The following is a 17,104-nucleotide window of genomic DNA, read 5'->3' as shown; positions in this document are numbered from 1 at the left end:
CGCTTGCGGCAGGCATGCCCAGGGGGGTTTCGCGAATTGCTGGATCGCCGAATTTCGACCATCTCCCGATCACCGAGACAACGACGGCAGCCACTTCGTTTAGCGTCGGGACACGAATCCACTTGAAACATCGCCAATGTCATTGTCTAATATGTAATACATAAATAGGGAGCCGGCAATGCCAACCACTTCGTCTATGGACCGTCGCATGATCTTGAAATCGATCGGCGCCGGTGCCGCGCTGACCACGGCTGGCTTGAGCCAGGCGGCGTTGGCTAAGGCTATGACGGGGACTATGCCAATCGATGGTGTATGGTCCGTTCGACTCGATCCCGGCAATATTGGCATAACAGAAGGATGGCAGTCGCAACCGTCAGGCGCGGCCAGTCCCCTTCCCAATTCCCTGCCGGCGCTGGGTATTGGGAATCCTATCACGGTCGACACGCCGTGGACTGGCACCCTTGAGAACCGGGATTATTACCTGACGGACGACTACGCGCCCTATCGTGACGCTGCCAATGTCAAAATACCGTTCTTTCTTCAGCCGGAAACCTATTACTCGGGCGCGGCGTGGTACCAGCGCGAGATTTCCATTCCCCGATCCTGGGAAGCCAGGCGTATTGCCTTGTCGCTGGAGCGCGCGCACTGGGAAACCCAGGTCTGGTTAGACGGCAAGGCTTTCGGCCGATGCGACAGCCTTTCGACTCCTCATGAATACGATCTCGGCCTGCTTAAGCCCGGGAAGCACCTACTCTCTATTCGCGTCGATAACAGCCTCATTTACAACATCGGCACGAATTCCCACGCGATAAGCGACCATACCCAGGGCAATTGGAACGGCATAGTCGGCGACATAACGCTGAAGGCGACAGCGCCTGTCTGGATCGATGACCTGCAACTGTATCCGGACGCAAAGGCCCGTTCGGTGCGTGTAAAGGGTGACATAAAGTCCCTTAGCGGCAAGCCCGGACACGCGGAGATTACCTTGTCCTACGGCAAGGAAAAGAAGCTGGTGCCGGTCAATTGGATATCTGGCGGCGGCCACTTCGAGGCTGTCGTCAAATTCCCTGATAACGCCAAACTATGGGACGAGTTCTCGCCGGCCCTGCACTCACTATCCGCGAGACTAGGCGCGTCCGATCCAATCACCGCCCGATTTGGGTTTAGAGACCTCGGGACCACCCATACCCACATCACCATCAACGCGCGACCGACCCTTATCCGCGGGACGCTTGAGTGTTGCATTTTCCCGGAGACAGGCCATCCGCCCACTGAAAAAGCCGCCTGGGCCCGGATATTCAGAATCGCCAGGTCTTTCGGCCTGAATATGATGCGCTTTCACTCCTATTGTCCGCCAAAGGCTGCATTTGAGGCAGCTGATGAAGCCGGCTTCTATTGCCAGGTCGAGACATGCTGGGCAAATCACTCGACGACCCTCGGCGACGGTAAGCCCGTCGATCAATGGGTAAAGGACGAAACAGACCGTATTCTCAGGGCCTATGGCAACCATCCGTCTTTTGTTTTCATGCTTTATGGCAACGAGCCCAGCGGACCGAAGGATCGCAATCCCTATCTCAGCGCATATGTCACGCATTACAAAAAGGTCGATCCACGACGCCTGTGGAGCGGTGGCGCAGGCTGGCCCGAATTGCCGGAAAATGATTTCCATCTCGTACCTGAGCCGCGCATCCAGCGCTGGGGCGAACAACTCAATTCGCGGGTCAATGCTCAGCCACCAGAAACCGTCACGGACTATTCGGCCTTCATATCGCATCGAACAGTCCCGGTGATGAGCCATGAGATCGGCGAATGGTGTGTCTATCCCGACTTTAACGAGGTCGATCAGTATACGGGCTATCTCAAGCCGAAAAATTTCGAGATCTTTCACGACCGGCTGCAACAAAGCGGACTGAGCCACCTTGCCTCGACCTTCCTTATTGCGTCTGGGAAGCTTCAGACCTTACTCTATAAAGAGGAAATCGAAGCGTCGCTGCGAACGCAAAACATGGCGGGTTTCCAACTGCTCGACCTTCACGATTTTCCGGGCCAGGGCACCGCGCTTGTCGGCGTCCTCAATCCGTTCTGGCGGGAAAAGGGCTATGTCACTGCCGAAGACTACAGCCGTTTCTGCAACGCAACCGTCCCACTGGTCCGCCTCGAAAAGCGTGTATTAACCTCTTCCGAGCGCCTGACCGCACAGGCGGAAGTTTCGCACTTCGGCCCCTGGCCCTGTGGACTTGCCCAGGCCTATTGGCGACTGGAAGTCGGTGGAAGCGTCCAGGCTCAGGGCAGGTTCGATCCGGTCGATATCGCAATCGCCGGCGGGCAGGCTCTGGGTCGGATTGACCTTGACCTCAGCGCCATCACTAAGGCGTCTGCCTGTAAACTTGTCGTCGGGATCCAGGCTGATGCCATGACCGGCCCCTGTGAAAATGATTGGGACGTCTGGGTCTATCCTGCGGAGCTCAAACTGCAAGAAGCCGAGGTACAGGTGGTCAATTCAGTGGACGACGCAATAAGGCTCACCGGCGAGGGCAGGACGGTCATTCTATCCCTCCCGAAATCGGCGATCAGAAACTATGACGACAAACCGGTCAAGTTCGGGTTCTCGAGCATTTTCTGGAACACAAGCTGGACCAACCGGCAGGCGCCGACAACGCTCGGAATATGCTGCGATCCGAAACATCCCGCCCTGAACGACTTCCCGACAGAGGCCTATACAAACTGGCAGTGGTGGTACCTGGCGCACCGTGCCGCCCCTTTGCGTATGGATCTGATGCCCCAGGGATCTGACGCCATTGTCCGCGTTATCGATGACTGGTTTACCGCCAGAAGCCTCGCCCTGATCGCCGAGTTTCAGTGCGGCAAGGGCAAACTTATCGTCTGCGGCTTCGATCTCACGAACCTGGACGCGAACGATCCCGTGTCGCGGCAGATGCGCGCAAGCCTTATGGAATATGGCGCATCCAGTACATTCTCACCCAAAATCACGATCGACGCGGCGTCTCTGCGCGCCCTCACAATTTGAGGATCAGGATCTGTTGAGCTATCTCAAAAATCCCGAGATATTTTCAGTAAATAACGGGATGATCGGGGCGGTTCTTTCGCCCGCTCCAGGCGTAGACATTGACGAGGACAGGGGCTAGGCCGGCGTGGCGTGGCTGTGATGGATCGGTACGGGAGTGGTAAATGCAATTCAACGGTAAGGTCGTTGTCGTCACCGGCGGCCTGGGTGCGATCGGCAAAGCTTGCGCAATGCGCTTTGCCCGCGAGGGGGCTACGCTCGTTCTGGCGGATCTGACGTCGGAAGGTTCAGTTGATGTCATTGGCGCACTGATCGCGGCAGGTGCGCAGGGCGCCATTGCAATCCCCTGCGATGTGTCCAGGGAAGACGACATTTTACAGGTGTGTGACATGGCGCTGTCTGGGTTCGGCGCGATTGACGTCATTGTCAACGTCGCTGGAATGATGATCTACAAGGAGATAGAGAACCTCAGCGTCAGCGATTGGATGACGATACTGAACACCAATTTCCTCGGCGCCGCGCTTTTCACGCGCGAAGGGTTCAGGCACATGAAGCCGGGCGGCGCTATCGTCAACGTCTCGAGCGTACACGCCCGGCAGACCTCCGCGCTTGTAGCACCCTATGCTGCGGCAAAAGCTGCCTTGGAGTCTCTGACGCGCTCTGCCGCCATAGAGGGCGCGGCAAAAGGCATACGCGCCAACGCTGTGTTACCAGGCGCTGTCGATACGCCCATGCTCAGGGCCAGTCCCAATATCCGTTCCGGAATAGAGGTCCTCGACGAGAACGACATTGGAAAGCCGGAAGACATAGCGGATGCCGTCGTATTTCTCGCCAGCCCGGCGGCCGCATTCATTACCGGTGCGAGCCTGCTTGTCGACGGCGGGCGACTGGCCAGGCTTTGAACACCATTGCGCCGCCTCAATGGTTCTGCATTACTAAAAGCCCGAATCCCAGAGACGTCGCATGCCTCCCACTCGCTCATCCTACGTCACAGAGGCCATTGTCCGAGACCTGGGCGTGGCCATTGTTACGGGTCAATTCGATGAAAAGGCCTTCCCAAAGGAGATTGAGCTTTGCGAACAATTCGGTGCGGCGCGGACCGTAACACGCGAAGCCGTGAAAATGTTGACCTCGAAAGGACTGCTGACGTCCCGCCGTCGTCGCGGGATCGTCGTCAACGAAGAGGATCAATGGAATCTGCTCGATCCGGACGTTATGCGCTGGATGCTGGAGCGCAAATTCTCCTGGCAACTTTTGATCGAGTTTACGGAAATCCGTCTGAGCATCGAACCCGGAGCGGCTGCCCTTGCTGCCAGGCGGGCGTCCGGGCCCGAGCGAGCGGCGATCGATGATGCAATCATTCGCATGTTTGCCGCCGACAAGGGCGAGGACGACGCGCTGACCGCGGACATTGCCTTTCATCTCGCTGTTCTGCAGGCGAGCGGCAACCGGTTCTACCGGCAACACCGTGAAATGATCGAGACCGCCCTGCGTTTCAGCATTCGCAAGACAAACGAGTTGAAAGGCGTGCGTTTCGCCAGCGCAAAAGATCACAAGCGCGTCGCCGATGCGATTTTGGCCGGAAAGGTCCAGGAGGCCGAGATCCGCATGCGCGAACTCATTGGCGGCGCCCTGGAGCTTATGGAACGTGTCCAAAAGGACGAGGACCACAAAAAATAGGTCTCTGCGGTCCCCCAGCCGTCGCTTGGAAGCCGTGACTTGGAAGCCGTCATTTGGTGGCGGTCAGTCGATTTTCGATTTCCTCCAGCGATTGCCCGCTCGTCTCGGGAACCTTGAACGCAACAAAGAGCGCGCCGAGAAGGCAGAAAACGCCGTAACACCAGAAGGTGCCGGCCGCTCCCACGCTCTTGTTGAGAATCGGGAACGTATAGGTCACCCCAAAACAGGCAATCCATAGAGCCGAAACGGCAATAGATATCCCGACACCGCGAATGCGATTGGGAAATATCTCGGAGAGCAACACCCAGGTCACAGGGGCAAGTGTGGTTGCATACACCGCTATTACGGCCAGGGTCAGAAACAGAATGAAAGGGCCCGTCAGGCCAAAATAGAAGGCGGCGCCCAGGACGCCGTGCAGGCCCGCGATTATCGCTGCCCCCCACACCATGAGACTACGACGGCCGAGCCGGTCCACCGTCAAGGTCGCCAGTACGGTGAAGGCGAGGTTAATGGCGCCTGTGATGACGATATTGAACATGACCCCGCTGAGGTCATAGCCGGCGCCCCGATATATTTCCTCGGCATAATTAAAAATGACGTTTGTGCCGCTCCACTGCTGAAGTACGGCAAGCCCGATGCCGATCAGTAGCAGGCCAAGCATGCCCGGCTGCAACAGAGCGCCCCAGTTTTGCCGTGGGCTCCCGACGCGCTGCAGGCCCTCGTCAAAGTCCGCGATTTGATCGCGAGCATAGTCTGCCCCGCCAATCCTGGTAAGAACGTCTTCAGCCTTGACGCGCGCTCCCGCTTTCAATAGCCAACGCGGGCTTTCAGGCACCAGCAATGCGCTGATAAAGAATACGAGGGACGGCACCACGACGGCCGTAAACATCCAGCGCCAACCCGACTGCCCTTGCCAGGAATTCCGGATGGCCTCCGCTGAAAGGTCCGCGCCGATATTGCCTGCAATCTTCAGGTTGACGAGCTGCGCCGCCAATATGCCCACGACGATCGTAAGCTGGTTGAGGGTCACCAGACCGCCACGCCATTTCGAGGGTGCGACCTCTGCAATATAGGTCGGCGAGACATTGGAGGCGATCCCAATGGCGACGCCGCCAATAATCCGCCAAAGCACAAATGTCTGGAAGTGATTGCACCAGCCGGTGGCGACCGACGAAACGCCAAACAGGAGTGCCGCCACTATCAGGAGCTTCTTGCGTCCAATGCGATCGCTTAAAATGCCTGAGCAAATCGATCCTATGAGACAGCCCAGCAAAGCGCAGCTATTCGCCCATCCGATATCCGCTTCAGAGGTGAGGCCGAAATAGGGTTCGTAGAATGGCTTTGCGCCACCGATGACGACCCAGTCGTAACCAAACAACAAGCCCCCCAACGCTGCGACGATCGAAATCGTCCAAATGTAGGCGACATTGAAGGGATAGCGCGCGTCCACGCGCTCCGACGACGTCGGGGTGTCCGATGATAGGTGCATTTCCTCCCCTTTGTGAGGCTAGATCTAGTATGTCGACGCCTTCTCATCGTGAGACGGTCTGTCCGGAGTGCTGCCCGATTAAAGGTCAAGAGGCGCGGAGCGTCAAGATATATATTACATATTAAGTGACTGAACTGCGCGCTTCGTCGATCAACATGGCGACAAAGGCCGTCACTTTTGGCTGGCGAAAGCGAACAGCGGGATAGACGGCAAATATCCCACCGGACGGCAGGTCCCAATCGGGCAAGAGACGTACCAGGCGTCCAGATCCGAGATCGTTCGCGACATGGAAGTCGGGCAAAACGCTGACGCCCGCGCCCGCCAGGGTCGCCGAACGCGCGGCCGGTGACGTATTCACGCTTAACCGGGGCTGGAGGCGAACAATTCGCCGTTCCAGATCTCCACGCGAAAAGTGCCAGAGACCCGGCTCACGCAAAGCCGTGTTGGCGACAAATGGAAACGTCGCCAGAGCTTCGGGTTCAATGCCCGCCGCGCGGGCGCCAATATCAGGGATGGCCACGAGGTATTGACGAAAAGTCCCAATGCGCTTCGCCTGCAGGCTGGAGTCCTCGAGCCAACCGACGCGCACCGAAAGATCAATGTGGTGCTCGATCAGATCGAGCTTCTGGTCGGATAACACGAGTTCAACGCGGCAATCCGGGTAGCGCGCCGTAAAATGGGCTGCGACAGGGGAAACGACCGATGCGCCATAGTCGTTGGGCGCCGTAATTCGCAGGGTTCCGCGCGGTTCGGCCCCGGCTTGCGCCAGTTCACTGAAAGCGTCGTCAGCCTCGCGGAAAATCAAAACGCAGCGCGAATAGAGCATGCGGCCGGCTTCCGTCGCTTCAACCCTGCGGGTGGTGCGGACCAAAAGGCTGGTTCCGGTTTCCTGCTCCAGGCGGGAAACCTGCTGGCTTACGACGGTCTTGGTAACGCCAAGGCGCTCGGCAGCCCGAGTGAAGGAGCCAGCCTCCACCACGGCCGAGAAATAGGCCAATCGATTGAGATTGATGACTTCGCTCATAGGCCCTCCAAGCATTGTAAGCTATTTGCACACATTCTGTTCAATTAGTGCATATTTTTCGCATCATAAACTTCAGCTATGATCTTGGTCATGGAGACCGAGATGTCCGCAATCATTCGTCTGACCTACCTCTTCGATCCGCTATGTGGCTGGTGCTATGGCGCATCCCCCCTGATCGATCGCCTGGCGGCCGAGCCCCGAATCGCCATCACGCTTTCACCCACGGGCCTGTTCGCAGGACATGGCGCGCGGCCGATGAGCGCCCAATTCTCGGATTACGCCTGGGCCAACGACCAACGCATCGCCCGTCTCTCGGGCCAGGTCTTCAGCGACGCCTATCGTCGCGATGTCCTTGGCAATCATAGCCGCCTTTTTGATTCTGCGCCCGCGACGCTGGCCATTGTCGCCGTACAACTCACCGAACCGGAGCGGGCAATAGAGGCGCTGAAGGCGATCCAAAGGGCCCGGTACGTCGATGGACGGGATAATGGTAATGTGAATATCCTCTCCGACGTGCTGACGGCGATGGCACTGACGGACGCCGCAAAACTTATCCGCTCGCCTGATGAACCTCTGTTGTCGGCATATCGCGAGACGATTGCGCAATCCCGGCGGGATATGGCGGCGCTCGGCCTTGAAGGCGTACCTGCGCTTGTCGTGGAGGCGTCTGGCGGCCGGCACGTACTAAAAAGCAACAGCTTGATGGGTGACCCCGCTCCGATATTGGAGCGTCTTCTGCTCGCCCGCACCACATAGCCACACAACCAACTGGATTTCGACCATGCTCACCCGGAGACACATCATGACATCGACCCTTGCCACCGGCGCACTTGCCATGTTGAGCGGCGCCGACGCCGGCCTCGCCGGATCAACATCCCTGACATGGCAACACCTGCCGGCAGGGGAAAACGGCTTCTTTCGCGCGCCGGTGCTACTGACCGGGCCAAAGGAGGCGCTGCTTATTGACGGCGGCTTCACCTATGCTGACGGGCGCACTGCGGTCGATGCGATCAAGGCCTCCGGGAAAAGGCTGACGGCGGTCTATATCAGTCAATCCGACCCCGACTACTATTTCAGCCTCAAACCGCTGAGGGAAGCCTTTCCAGATGCCAAGGTCCTGGCCGCCCCAAAGACCCTGGCGGCGATCAAGGGCAATGTTGAAAAAAAGCTCGCAGTCTGGGGGCCACAGCTTAAGGAAAACGGGCCCCAAACCCTGTCAGACATCGTTATGCCGGAAGTATTTGAAGGCAAGACTCTGACCGTCGACGGCGAGGCGGTCGAGATCGTTGAGGCAGATGGCCTTGCCAACCGCCGCTATCTGTGGACGCCATCGCTGAAGGCCGTGTTCGGCGGCGTACTGATTTTCTCCGGTGTCCATGTCTGGACCGCCGACACGCCAACCAAGGAAAGTCGCGCGGCATGGATGGCACAACTCGACCGGATCGCGGCCCGCAAGCCTGCGGTCGTCGTTCCCGGACACATGACCCCCGATGCGAAAACCGACCTGTCGGGAATCGCGCACACGAAAGCCTATCTGACGGCTTTCGAAGAGGAACTGGCCAGGGCCAGGGACTCGAGTGCTTTGAAAGCCGCCATGGAAGCGCGGTTCCCCAATCTCGGTATGGGTGTCGCCCTCGATATCGGCGCTAAGGTCGCAACCGGCGAAATAAAGTGGGGTTGAGGCGTGGGTACGAACCTCGACCTCATCCGGGCCACCTATGAAGGCACATCCGACGAGAATGGCCGCAACCTTCTGGCCGTTCTTGCCCCGGATGCCGAATGGACCGAAGCGGAAGGCTTTCCTTATGCCGGGACCTATGTCGGCCCGCAGGCCATTGTCGACGGGGTCTTCAGGCGGCTCGGCAGCGAATGGACGGGGTATCGCGCGCAGGTGCACACCTACCTCGAGGATGGTGATCGAGTTGCCGCATTCGGCGTCTATTCGGGGACTTACGCAGCGACGGGCAAGTCGATGCAGGCGTCGTTCGCTCACCTCTACCAACTCAAGGACGGCAGGATCGCGCGCATGACCCAGTATGTCGATACTGTTCCCGTCCGCGCTGCGATGTCGCCGTCGTAGCCTTCCCTCAATCCGCGCAAACCCAGGAGACCCTGATGTCGATGCTCAAGACCGCAACCCTGGCTGCCATTGTCCTGGTGACGATGTCGCCCGGCCTTTCCGCGCACGCCGCGAAACCCAGCTCAAAAGCAGTCGCACAGCAGTACGAGCTTACGCAAAGAAACAAGGCGCTGGTCGTCAAGGCGTATCAGGCACTCTTCGGGGACCATGACCTGACGGCGCTTGATCGCTATTGGGCAGAAAATTACATCCAGCATAACCCCGGGATGACCGATGGCCGTGATTCCGTAAAGCAACTGCTCGACACGCTCGGCGTGTCGCATTGGCCGAAGCAGAAGGTCGATTTCAAGCGTGTGATCGCTGAGGGCGATCTGGTCATGCTCCAGGTGGTCCAGCCGAAGGTTGGCAACGCGCCTGAGACTGTTATCGTCGACATTTTCCGGGTCGAAAACAACCGGATCGTCGAGCACTGGGACGTTATCCAGGCCGTGCCATCGGACGCAGTCAACAAGCGGCCTATGTACTGATCTGCAATCCGAGATCGGGAGGTTTTGCCACCCATTGTCGGGCCAGTGACCACCTGCGGCTTTATTCCGGGCTCGACGATTCGATTGCTCGATGTGACGACGTCAAGCGGCGCTGACGTGGCCGTTGAAGCGGTATACGCCAGTCTCCGACGTCATGTACACAGAATAGGATTCAAATTCCTGATTGGGATTGGGGACGCGAACTTCATAGATTTTCACTGGTCCCCATACGTCAATTGTCTTTACGACCTTCAATTCGCTGAGTTTGGCGCCTGCTTTTTATCCCGAAGGCTGCCGCATATGCCGCGTTTGTAGCAAGTAAAACGCCAAACGTCATTGCTACAATATACCTGATCACCCGGCTGCTCCCCACTAATAGTTACGCTTCCCGAAGCGTCTCATGCGGCGTTATCGCTTGACACAATTCATTTGACTTTGCCGGTGATGATTCCTACATTCTGGCTATCACCCACCCACAGCTTGCTGTGGGCTCAAAGGCCGTAAGGGAGAAATCTCTTGCGGCCTTTGCTTTTGCGGATCACCGGCGGATATGCGCACAACGATCTATATTGACGGCTTCAATCTCTATTACCGGATGCTGAAAGGCAAGTCGGGCGTGAAGTGGCTGAATCCCAAGGCGCTTGCAGAGGAGGTGTTGAACCCAGCCCACAATGTAACCCGCGTCAACTATTACACCGCCCGGATATCTGCACGCCCCAACGATCCCGACGCACCGGCACGACAGGCCATCTATTTGAAAGCGTTGGCGACCGTCCCGGAAATAGCCGTGCATGAGGGATCCTTCCTGACGTCAGAACCGTGGATGGCGCTTGCCCAACCACTCGCCGCAAAGCCGAACAGTTATATATGGGCGCTCCCAGCCCCGGACGTAGTGAAAGTGATGAAGACGGAAGAGAAGGGCAGCGACGTTAATCTTGCCTCTCACCTGGTTAGAGATGCTTTCTTGGACGCCTTCGACGTGGCGGTCATCCTCACCAACGATTCCGACCTGGTCGAGCCTGTACGCATCGCCATTCAAGAAGCAGGCAAGAGGGTGGGTGTTTTGGTTCCTGTAAAATACCCAACGCAGAGCCTTATCAACGTCGCCTCCTTTTACCTGCACATACGCCCAGGGCATTTGGCCAAATCGCAATTCCCAAATCCGGTCACATTGTCGGACGGCACTCAAGTTGCCTGCCCTCAGAGCTGGCTATAAACCATTTCCCGGCCTGTCTCGGTCCGAGGCGCTTTCAAGCAGAAAATTCGACGTGTTGGCCAGGCGCACGAATGGACGTGACGGGGGGCACCGGTCAGAAAAATCCGAAAGCGTCCTTTGGGTAACGTGGTTGCAAATCCTTTTTTGAATATTGCGGCAGCCAACTGTTATCGAAATCGTAGAAATTTGATACCTGCTCGATTTTCCATTCGTCGCCAGTTTTTACGAACTCATATCTTATTTTTGAGCCCTTGGCGCGTTCTTGTTGATCGTATTGATCTGCACTGGCTCCTTGAGGGATGGGGGACACGTTATGTATAGTCACGGTCACAACTCTTCTGGTTTCGCCTTGCATCTCAATATCATCAATATGCCGATCGTACTGATTTAAGGAAACTAAACATTCATCAGGCGTTTTTACGCTATTCGAGTAATCTCTGACCTCCTTAGAAATACCTACAAAAGAATCATCTATATATTTATCCGAAGAGGTAACGAATTTATCTTCGGCTGTTTGTTTTCTTTCACTGGTGTCCGGATAACAATTTAATTTGGCCATTCCGTCTTGATAGGCCCACACAGATTTAAGGAACGATTCGGGAGATTGGCGATCTAATTTTATACTGACAAGGCGCTGTTGAAGGTCCCGATAGGCAGGGTCTTCAGCTCTGTCCGATACACTCTCCTTTTTGGAACACCCCGAGAGAGAATTCAGTAAGCCAATTAACACAATCCCACACACCCACGTCGGATGCAGCATTCCACTATTTTTGGTCATCGTTGGCTCCCCTGTTCATCGGTATTTCCGATTTCATTGAAAAGTGATCAAGCCTTGCTTGATAACTGACGGCACTATCCGCAGACACATAGTCAAGTTGCGCCGAACGTAGCCCAAGTAGGAATTTGCGAGAAGCCTGAATTCGACAAAATTCTATATTGAAAAGACCCAAGCATGCTGCACGAACGTCGCTACGGCTTGGTTGCACCCTGTTCCGGCGGGCCATCGTGATGCGCCGCTCCGCTGTCCTGCCCGTCGCCCGGCTTCATCAGGAAGAAGCGGAAGCGGAAGCTGGCGCGCAGCAGGTGATTGGCCACCAGCTTGCGTTCGGTCGGCGACAATACCACCATGCCCTGGATCAGGGCATTCTCGACCTTGGCCCGCGCCTGGTCTTCATAGCCGCGCGCCTCGTCCGACAGGGCGCTGATCTTCGCGGCGTCGTAAGGGTCGCTGGCCGCCAGCCTGGACGCGTCAGCTCGCAGGTCGCGCGCCTTGTTCATATCGGGTTCGCCGCTCAGCGCCGCCTGCTTGATCAGGGCGGTGATGCGCTCACGCGACTCCGGAGTCATGTCCTTGGTGGCGTCTTTCCACGCCGCAGCGATCGGCATGGGCGGCTTGACGTCGCGCATATGGTGCTGGACGACATAGGCTCCGCCCGCCATCGCCGCGATCAGAAACACATTGAGGACGACCGACCCCCACAGAAGCCAGTTTGGTCGCGAGGCCATCCTACCCATTCTCCGTGTCGATCATCTGGGCCTGTTCGAGAACGGCTTCGGCGCGCACCTCATCGAGGCCCTTCAGGCTGACATTGACGCCAAACAGCGCCCCCGCCAGACAGGCCACCAGGCCCAGCCCGGCCGCCCAGAACACGGGCATGCGCCGCGCCGGCATGGTACCACCGACATCATTGGCCGCGATCATCCGCGCCACGGTCTCGAAATGCAGGCGCTCAGGCACAAGTGACGCCTGGGCCGCATCCATATCCATCAATGCATCCAGCGCACGCGCATCGTCCAGCCACGGCCCAGCCTCATCGGCGTGGATGCTGAGAAAGTCCAGGGCCGCCTCGCGTTCATCCTCCGGCCACCGCGCCGCGTCGGCGCCATAGGCGTCGATCATGTCCCGGAAGCGCCGGGCCGTCATGTCATCCGTATACATCACTTACCTCCCGTCCTTTCCGTCCATTTTGGCCGTTACAGGTTTCGGTTTTGGCGCCCCCGCCAGGCTACTTGCGTCATCCATTGCCGGATTCAGCCGCGCCCGCAAGGTGCGCCGCGCCCGCGACAACAGGCTTTCCAACGCCTCGACACTGATATCCATCAGGGCCGCAGCGTCAATATTCGACAATTCCTGATAATAACACAAGGTAATAGCAACGCGTTGACGTTCCGGCAGGGCCTTCAGCGCCGCCTGCAGCGCCGCTGCATTCTGTACGCGTTCCAACTGGGCTGCCGGTCCGGGTGTCGTATCGACGATTTCGACGTCGTCGGTCGACACCTGGTCACGCCGCCGCCGCAAGCGGTCGAAACACAGGTTCAGCGCCACGCGGTGCATCCAAGTATCGATCCGCGCCTTTCCCGGCACCCAGTCGCGCGCCTGTTTCCACGTCCGCACCAGGGTTTCCTGGGCGACGTCCTCGGCCTCGACCGGATCGCCCAGCATGCGCCGTGCCAGCGACAACAGCCGCGGCAGCTTGCGCGTGACGAGGATGGACACGGCCGAGGAATCGCCGCGTCCGATACGTTCCAGCAGTTGCTCATCCGGGTCGTCGTTCACGCGTGTCTCCGCCCTCATGACGAAACCCTGCGGATCGCGCCCGTCCAGGCTTATGCGTAGGGTCTCTTGCATGGGCTTCACATCCTTAGCACAGACGCCATGCGGCGCCTATGTTCTGATATCGTTCCTTATACGGAGCAGCTCACCCCTGCCCGTCGACCGGCGCGACAATCTTTTAGATTCTCAAGAAAAAGTCCTTCGCGAAGCGCTCTGTGTACTTTTTCTTGGAAAGGCAAGACGAGGCTGTCAAGGCGTGTCGACCGGCGCCACAATCTTTTCGAAAGCCATCCGCGCCCGCTTGCGGATATCGCGAAGTTTTTTCTCCAGCGTATCCAGCCTTCGCGTGTGCACGGCCCGCGCCAGCTTTCGCTGGAAGGCTTCTGGCTCGTGCCCCGGGTCTTCCTGCTCGGTCAACGACACCCGCATGACCTGGGCCAGGGACTGCTGCACCCGCCACGCGACGCTCAGCGCCTCGATCTCGGCCGCCGGCGCCAGTCCGGCGCGCTGCATGGCCGACAGGGCGGCCAGAGTGCCGACGCGCAAGGGACCGCCATCCGCCGCATGGATCAACTGCAGATACTGGGCGGCGAATTCGCAGTCGACCTGGCCGCCGGGGATCAGCTTGAAATCCCAGAACCCCTTGGCGGGACGTTCCCTCTCCATCAGGGCACGCATATTGAGCACGTCCAGCGCCGTCTCGCCGGATGAGCGCGAGCGGCGCAATATGGTCTCGATCTTCAGCCGCGCCAGGTCGGCAAAGTCGCTCGACGAAGCCCATACCACCCGCGCCCGCGTCAGGGCCTGGAACTCCCATGTATCGGCATCGCGCGTATAGTAGTTTTCGAACGCCGCCAGCGACACCGCCACCGGTCCCTTGGCGCCGGTCGGGCGCAGCTTCATATCGATCTCGTACAGCAGCCCCTCATGCGTCGGCGCCGACAGGGCCGAGATCATACGCTGGGTGAAGCGGGCGAACCAGGTCTCGGCCGCCCATCCCTTGACCGTCGATCCGGCGCTCGGGTCTTCAGGCAGGTAGACCGCCATCAGGTCGAGGTCCGAGGTCGCCGTCATCTCCTGGGAGCCCAGCTTGCCGAGCGCCAGAATCGCCACCTCACCGTCGAGATTGCCGGCCAGGCGGCGTATATCCTCGATACACAACGGCGCCAGATGATGGATACAGGCGTCGGCCAGGCGGGCATAGGCCGCGCCCGCCGCTTCGGTGCTTAAACGGCCGCTCAGAATCTGCATGCCTATACGGAATTGCTGCTCGCGCCCGACCCGGCGCAGGGCGTTCATCACAGCTTCCAGGTCGCCAGGGACGCGTTCGACCTCGCGCGTGACGATGGCGTCGACCTCCTCGCCCAGCGGGTCGAAGAAGCCGGCGTCCAGCATGGCGTCGAACGAGGTCGGATGGCGCGCCAGCATCTGGGCCAGCCGCGGCGAAAAGCCCATGATCTCGACAATGGTCCGAAACAGCTTCGGATTGGCCAGGAACAGCGACTGGATCTGGACGCCGGCGTTCAGGGTGGCGAAAAACTTGGCGAAACGCGTGAAGGCAATGCCCGGCGTACCCGTCTCGTTCAAGGCTTCCAGCAGGCGTGGTACCAGGCGCGTGAACAGTTCGCGGCCGCGCTCCGAACGTGTCGCGGGGATGCGTCCGTGGTGCCACGACCGGATGGTCGCGCTGACCTGCTCAGGGTGGTCGAACCCCATCCGCGTCAGGGTTTTCAGCGTTTCCGGATCGTCTTCGATGCCGGTAAAGACCAGGCTGCCGAAGGACGAGGACAGGGTCTCGGCCTCGCTGAACAGCTCGCCATAGTGGGCATTGACCAGCCGCAGGGTGCGCGACACGGCCAGGTCGAAGCGCGAAAGGTTGGAAAATCCGGCCAGCGCCGCCACAGGCAGACGGCCCTCATCGGCCTCGGGCAGTTCGTGCGTCTGCTCGTCATGGATCATCTGCACCCGGTGTTCCCAGTTGCGCAGACGGATATAGGCCTGTTTCAGTTCCTTGGAGACGGCCGGCGCCAGATGTCCGGCGCGGCGCAGCGCATCCAGCGCGTCGAGGGTGCGCTTCGAGCGCAGGGACGGATCGCGCCCGCCCAGGATCAGTTGCTGCGTCTGGGCGAAGAACTCGATCTCACGGATACCGCCGGCGCCCAGTTTCAGGTTGGCGCCGGCCGCCTCCAGCCGCTCTTCGACGCCGTAGACATGGATCTGGCGCTTGATCGAATGGACGTCGGCAATGGCGGGATAGTCGAGACTGCGCCGCCAGATGAAGGGCGACAGGTCCTGCATGAACTGGCGCGCCTCGACCATGTCGCCGGCGACCGGGCGGGCCTTGATAAAGGCGGCGCGTTCCCAGTTCTGGCCGACCGATTCGTAGTAGTTGAGCGCATAGGGCACGCTGACCACGGTCGGGGTCGAGGACGGATCGGGACGCAGGCGCAGGTCGACGCGGAAGACATAGCCGTCGCCGGTCCGTTCCGACAACACCGTTGCCGCCTGGCGCGCCACCCGGTCGGCAAAGGTCTGGGCGTCGACCTGGCCGGCGATCGGCAGGCGTTCCAGGTCGCAGAAGAAGGTGATGTCGATATCCGACGAATAGTTTAGCTCGCCGGCGCCGTGCTTGCCCATGGCCAGCACGAACAGGCCGGGCAAGATGCCGCGTTCGCCGCGTACAAACGGCACGATCCGGCCCTTGTCGGTTTCGTCGCGCACCACCACGGCCAGGGCGGCGGCGGTCACGGCATCGGCAAAGCGCGTCAGGGCGGCTGTGACCTGGTCGAGCGACCAAACATCGCCCAGGTCGGCCAGGGCGGTCAGCAGGTGGACGTCGGCCTTGAGGTGACGCAGGATCTTTTTGGCGGCGGGTATGTCGGCGACCTCGACGGTCAGGGCCTGCTGCTCGACGGCCTCGGTGGCCAGCAATATGGCTTTCAGCCTGGCCTCGGGGGCACTGATCAGGGTCTCGCGCAGGCGCTGCGGATCGCGCCGCATCAGGCCGGCCAGATAGGGCGAGGCCGAAACGATGGGGATCAGGGCCGGTTCGGCGATACGCAGGGTGTCAAGCCAGCCTTCGGCGCGCGCCACCTCGGCAAGCAGCTCCATGACATAGCCGGCGTTCGACTCATTGAGCACGGGACCGCAGGGATGCAACCGGTCGACCAGGGATGAAAACAACGCGTCCGCCATGGTGCTTGTGCTGTGGCCTCTCCTTGGTCCCCCCGGAACATACGAAAAAATTCGGAATCGGTTGAATACCGCTCCTTTTGCCTGAGTAAAGCAAAAGCGGGCGTAACAAAATGCCAAAGTGCCGCGCAATGTCCCATTTACGCGGCTTAAAGGCTGCCCTTGGCCGCTCACCCTCGAAGAGACAAGATTTTAAACCGTCAGTATGCCGAGTCAAACGTATAGCGTTTGACCGCCATGCGCAGATTTGCGCAGATTTTTTTTAGCCCTATCGTCTTCGTTAGCGGCGATTTTAAATTCCGCCGCAAAGCGGCTTT

Annotated in this window: 15 protein-coding genes; 8 read left to right on the top strand and 7 right to left on the bottom strand. The window is 59.1% G+C overall.

Annotation, left to right across the window (positions count from 1 at the left end; translation table 11 throughout):
* Nucleotides 1-208: 208 nt before the first annotated feature.
* The 3 genes from AC1DXO_RS02710 (at nucleotide 209) to AC1DXO_RS02700 (ending at nucleotide 4,705) form a co-directional block, all read left to right on the top strand.
* Nucleotides 209-3,028, top strand: a complete 2,820-nt coding sequence (locus AC1DXO_RS02710; protein ID WP_476976544.1) for a glycoside hydrolase family 2 TIM barrel-domain containing protein — start codon at nucleotides 209-211, stop codon at nucleotides 3,026-3,028.
* A 161-nt stretch (nucleotides 3,029-3,189) separates the two neighbouring features.
* The gene (locus AC1DXO_RS02705; RefSeq protein WP_476976543.1) at nucleotides 3,190-3,927 is read left to right on the top strand and encodes an SDR family NAD(P)-dependent oxidoreductase; all 738 of its coding nucleotides are present in this window, start codon (nucleotides 3,190-3,192) and stop codon (nucleotides 3,925-3,927) included.
* Nucleotides 3,928-3,988: 61 nt separating this feature from the next.
* Entirely contained in the window at nucleotides 3,989-4,705 is a 717-nt protein-coding gene (locus AC1DXO_RS02700; RefSeq protein ID WP_476976542.1) for a FadR/GntR family transcriptional regulator, read from the top strand.
* Nucleotides 4,706-4,754: 49 nt separating this feature from the next.
* Here AC1DXO_RS02700 and AC1DXO_RS02695 read toward each other — a convergent pair whose 3' ends face one another.
* Nucleotides 4,755-6,194, bottom strand: a complete 1,440-nt coding sequence (locus tag AC1DXO_RS02695) for a sugar porter family MFS transporter (protein WP_476976541.1) — start codon at nucleotides 6,192-6,194, stop codon at nucleotides 4,755-4,757.
* 121 nt (nucleotides 6,195-6,315) lie between these two features.
* Nucleotides 6,316-7,218 (bottom strand): LysR family transcriptional regulator, encoded by a 903-nt coding sequence (locus AC1DXO_RS02690; RefSeq protein WP_476976540.1) that lies wholly within the window; start codon nucleotides 7,216-7,218, stop codon nucleotides 6,316-6,318.
* Between the two features lie 102 nt (nucleotides 7,219-7,320).
* Between AC1DXO_RS02690 and AC1DXO_RS02685 the strand changes: the two genes are divergently transcribed.
* From AC1DXO_RS02685 to AC1DXO_RS02665, 5 genes are all read left to right on the top strand, one after another.
* Entirely contained in the window at nucleotides 7,321-7,974 is a 654-nt protein-coding gene (locus AC1DXO_RS02685; protein ID WP_476976539.1) for a DsbA family protein, read from the top strand.
* Nucleotides 7,975-8,020: 46 nt separating this feature from the next.
* Nucleotides 8,021-8,899 (top strand): MBL fold metallo-hydrolase, encoded by an 879-nt coding sequence (locus AC1DXO_RS02680; RefSeq protein ID WP_476976538.1) that lies wholly within the window; start codon nucleotides 8,021-8,023, stop codon nucleotides 8,897-8,899.
* Nucleotides 8,900-8,902: 3 nt separating this feature from the next.
* Nucleotides 8,903-9,298, top strand: coding sequence for a nuclear transport factor 2 family protein (locus AC1DXO_RS02675; protein WP_476976537.1), 396 nt, complete (start codon nucleotides 8,903-8,905; stop codon nucleotides 9,296-9,298).
* A gap of 35 nt (nucleotides 9,299-9,333) precedes the next feature.
* Nucleotides 9,334-9,825 carry a nuclear transport factor 2 family protein gene (locus tag AC1DXO_RS02670; RefSeq protein ID WP_476976536.1) on the top strand — a complete coding sequence of 164 codons (492 nt, stop codon included), beginning with the start codon at nucleotides 9,334-9,336 and terminating at the stop codon, nucleotides 9,823-9,825.
* A 550-nt stretch (nucleotides 9,826-10,375) separates the two neighbouring features.
* Nucleotides 10,376-11,041: an NYN domain-containing protein gene (locus AC1DXO_RS02665; protein ID WP_476976535.1), complete on the top strand. Its 666-nt coding sequence runs from the start codon at nucleotides 10,376-10,378 to the stop codon at nucleotides 11,039-11,041.
* Nucleotides 11,042-11,135: 94 nt separating this feature from the next.
* Here AC1DXO_RS02665 and AC1DXO_RS02660 read toward each other — a convergent pair whose 3' ends face one another.
* The 5 genes from AC1DXO_RS02660 to AC1DXO_RS02640 form a co-directional block, all read right to left on the bottom strand.
* Nucleotides 11,136-11,819, bottom strand: coding sequence for a hypothetical protein (locus AC1DXO_RS02660; RefSeq protein WP_476976534.1), 684 nt, complete (start codon nucleotides 11,817-11,819; stop codon nucleotides 11,136-11,138).
* 191 nt (nucleotides 11,820-12,010) lie between these two features.
* Nucleotides 12,011-12,547 (bottom strand): periplasmic heavy metal sensor, encoded by a 537-nt coding sequence (locus tag AC1DXO_RS02655; RefSeq protein WP_476976533.1) that lies wholly within the window; start codon nucleotides 12,545-12,547, stop codon nucleotides 12,011-12,013.
* A 1-nt stretch (nucleotide 12,548) separates the two neighbouring features.
* A complete protein-coding gene (locus AC1DXO_RS02650) occupies nucleotides 12,549-12,980 on the bottom strand; it encodes a hypothetical protein (RefSeq protein ID WP_476976532.1) in 432 nt (143 codons plus the stop codon).
* 3 nt (nucleotides 12,981-12,983) lie between these two features.
* Nucleotides 12,984-13,616: an RNA polymerase sigma factor gene (locus AC1DXO_RS02645; RefSeq protein WP_476976732.1), complete on the bottom strand. Its 633-nt coding sequence runs from the start codon at nucleotides 13,614-13,616 to the stop codon at nucleotides 12,984-12,986.
* Between the two features lie 228 nt (nucleotides 13,617-13,844).
* Nucleotides 13,845-16,790 (bottom strand): bifunctional [glutamine synthetase] adenylyltransferase/[glutamine synthetase]-adenylyl-L-tyrosine phosphorylase, encoded by a 2,946-nt coding sequence (locus tag AC1DXO_RS02640; RefSeq protein WP_476976531.1) that lies wholly within the window; start codon nucleotides 16,788-16,790, stop codon nucleotides 13,845-13,847.
* Nucleotides 16,791-17,104: the final 314 nt, after the last annotated feature.

The organism is Asticcacaulis sp. P2_C5 (genome assembly GCF_056404555.1).
This window is presented reverse-complemented; position numbering and strand designations above follow the sequence as displayed.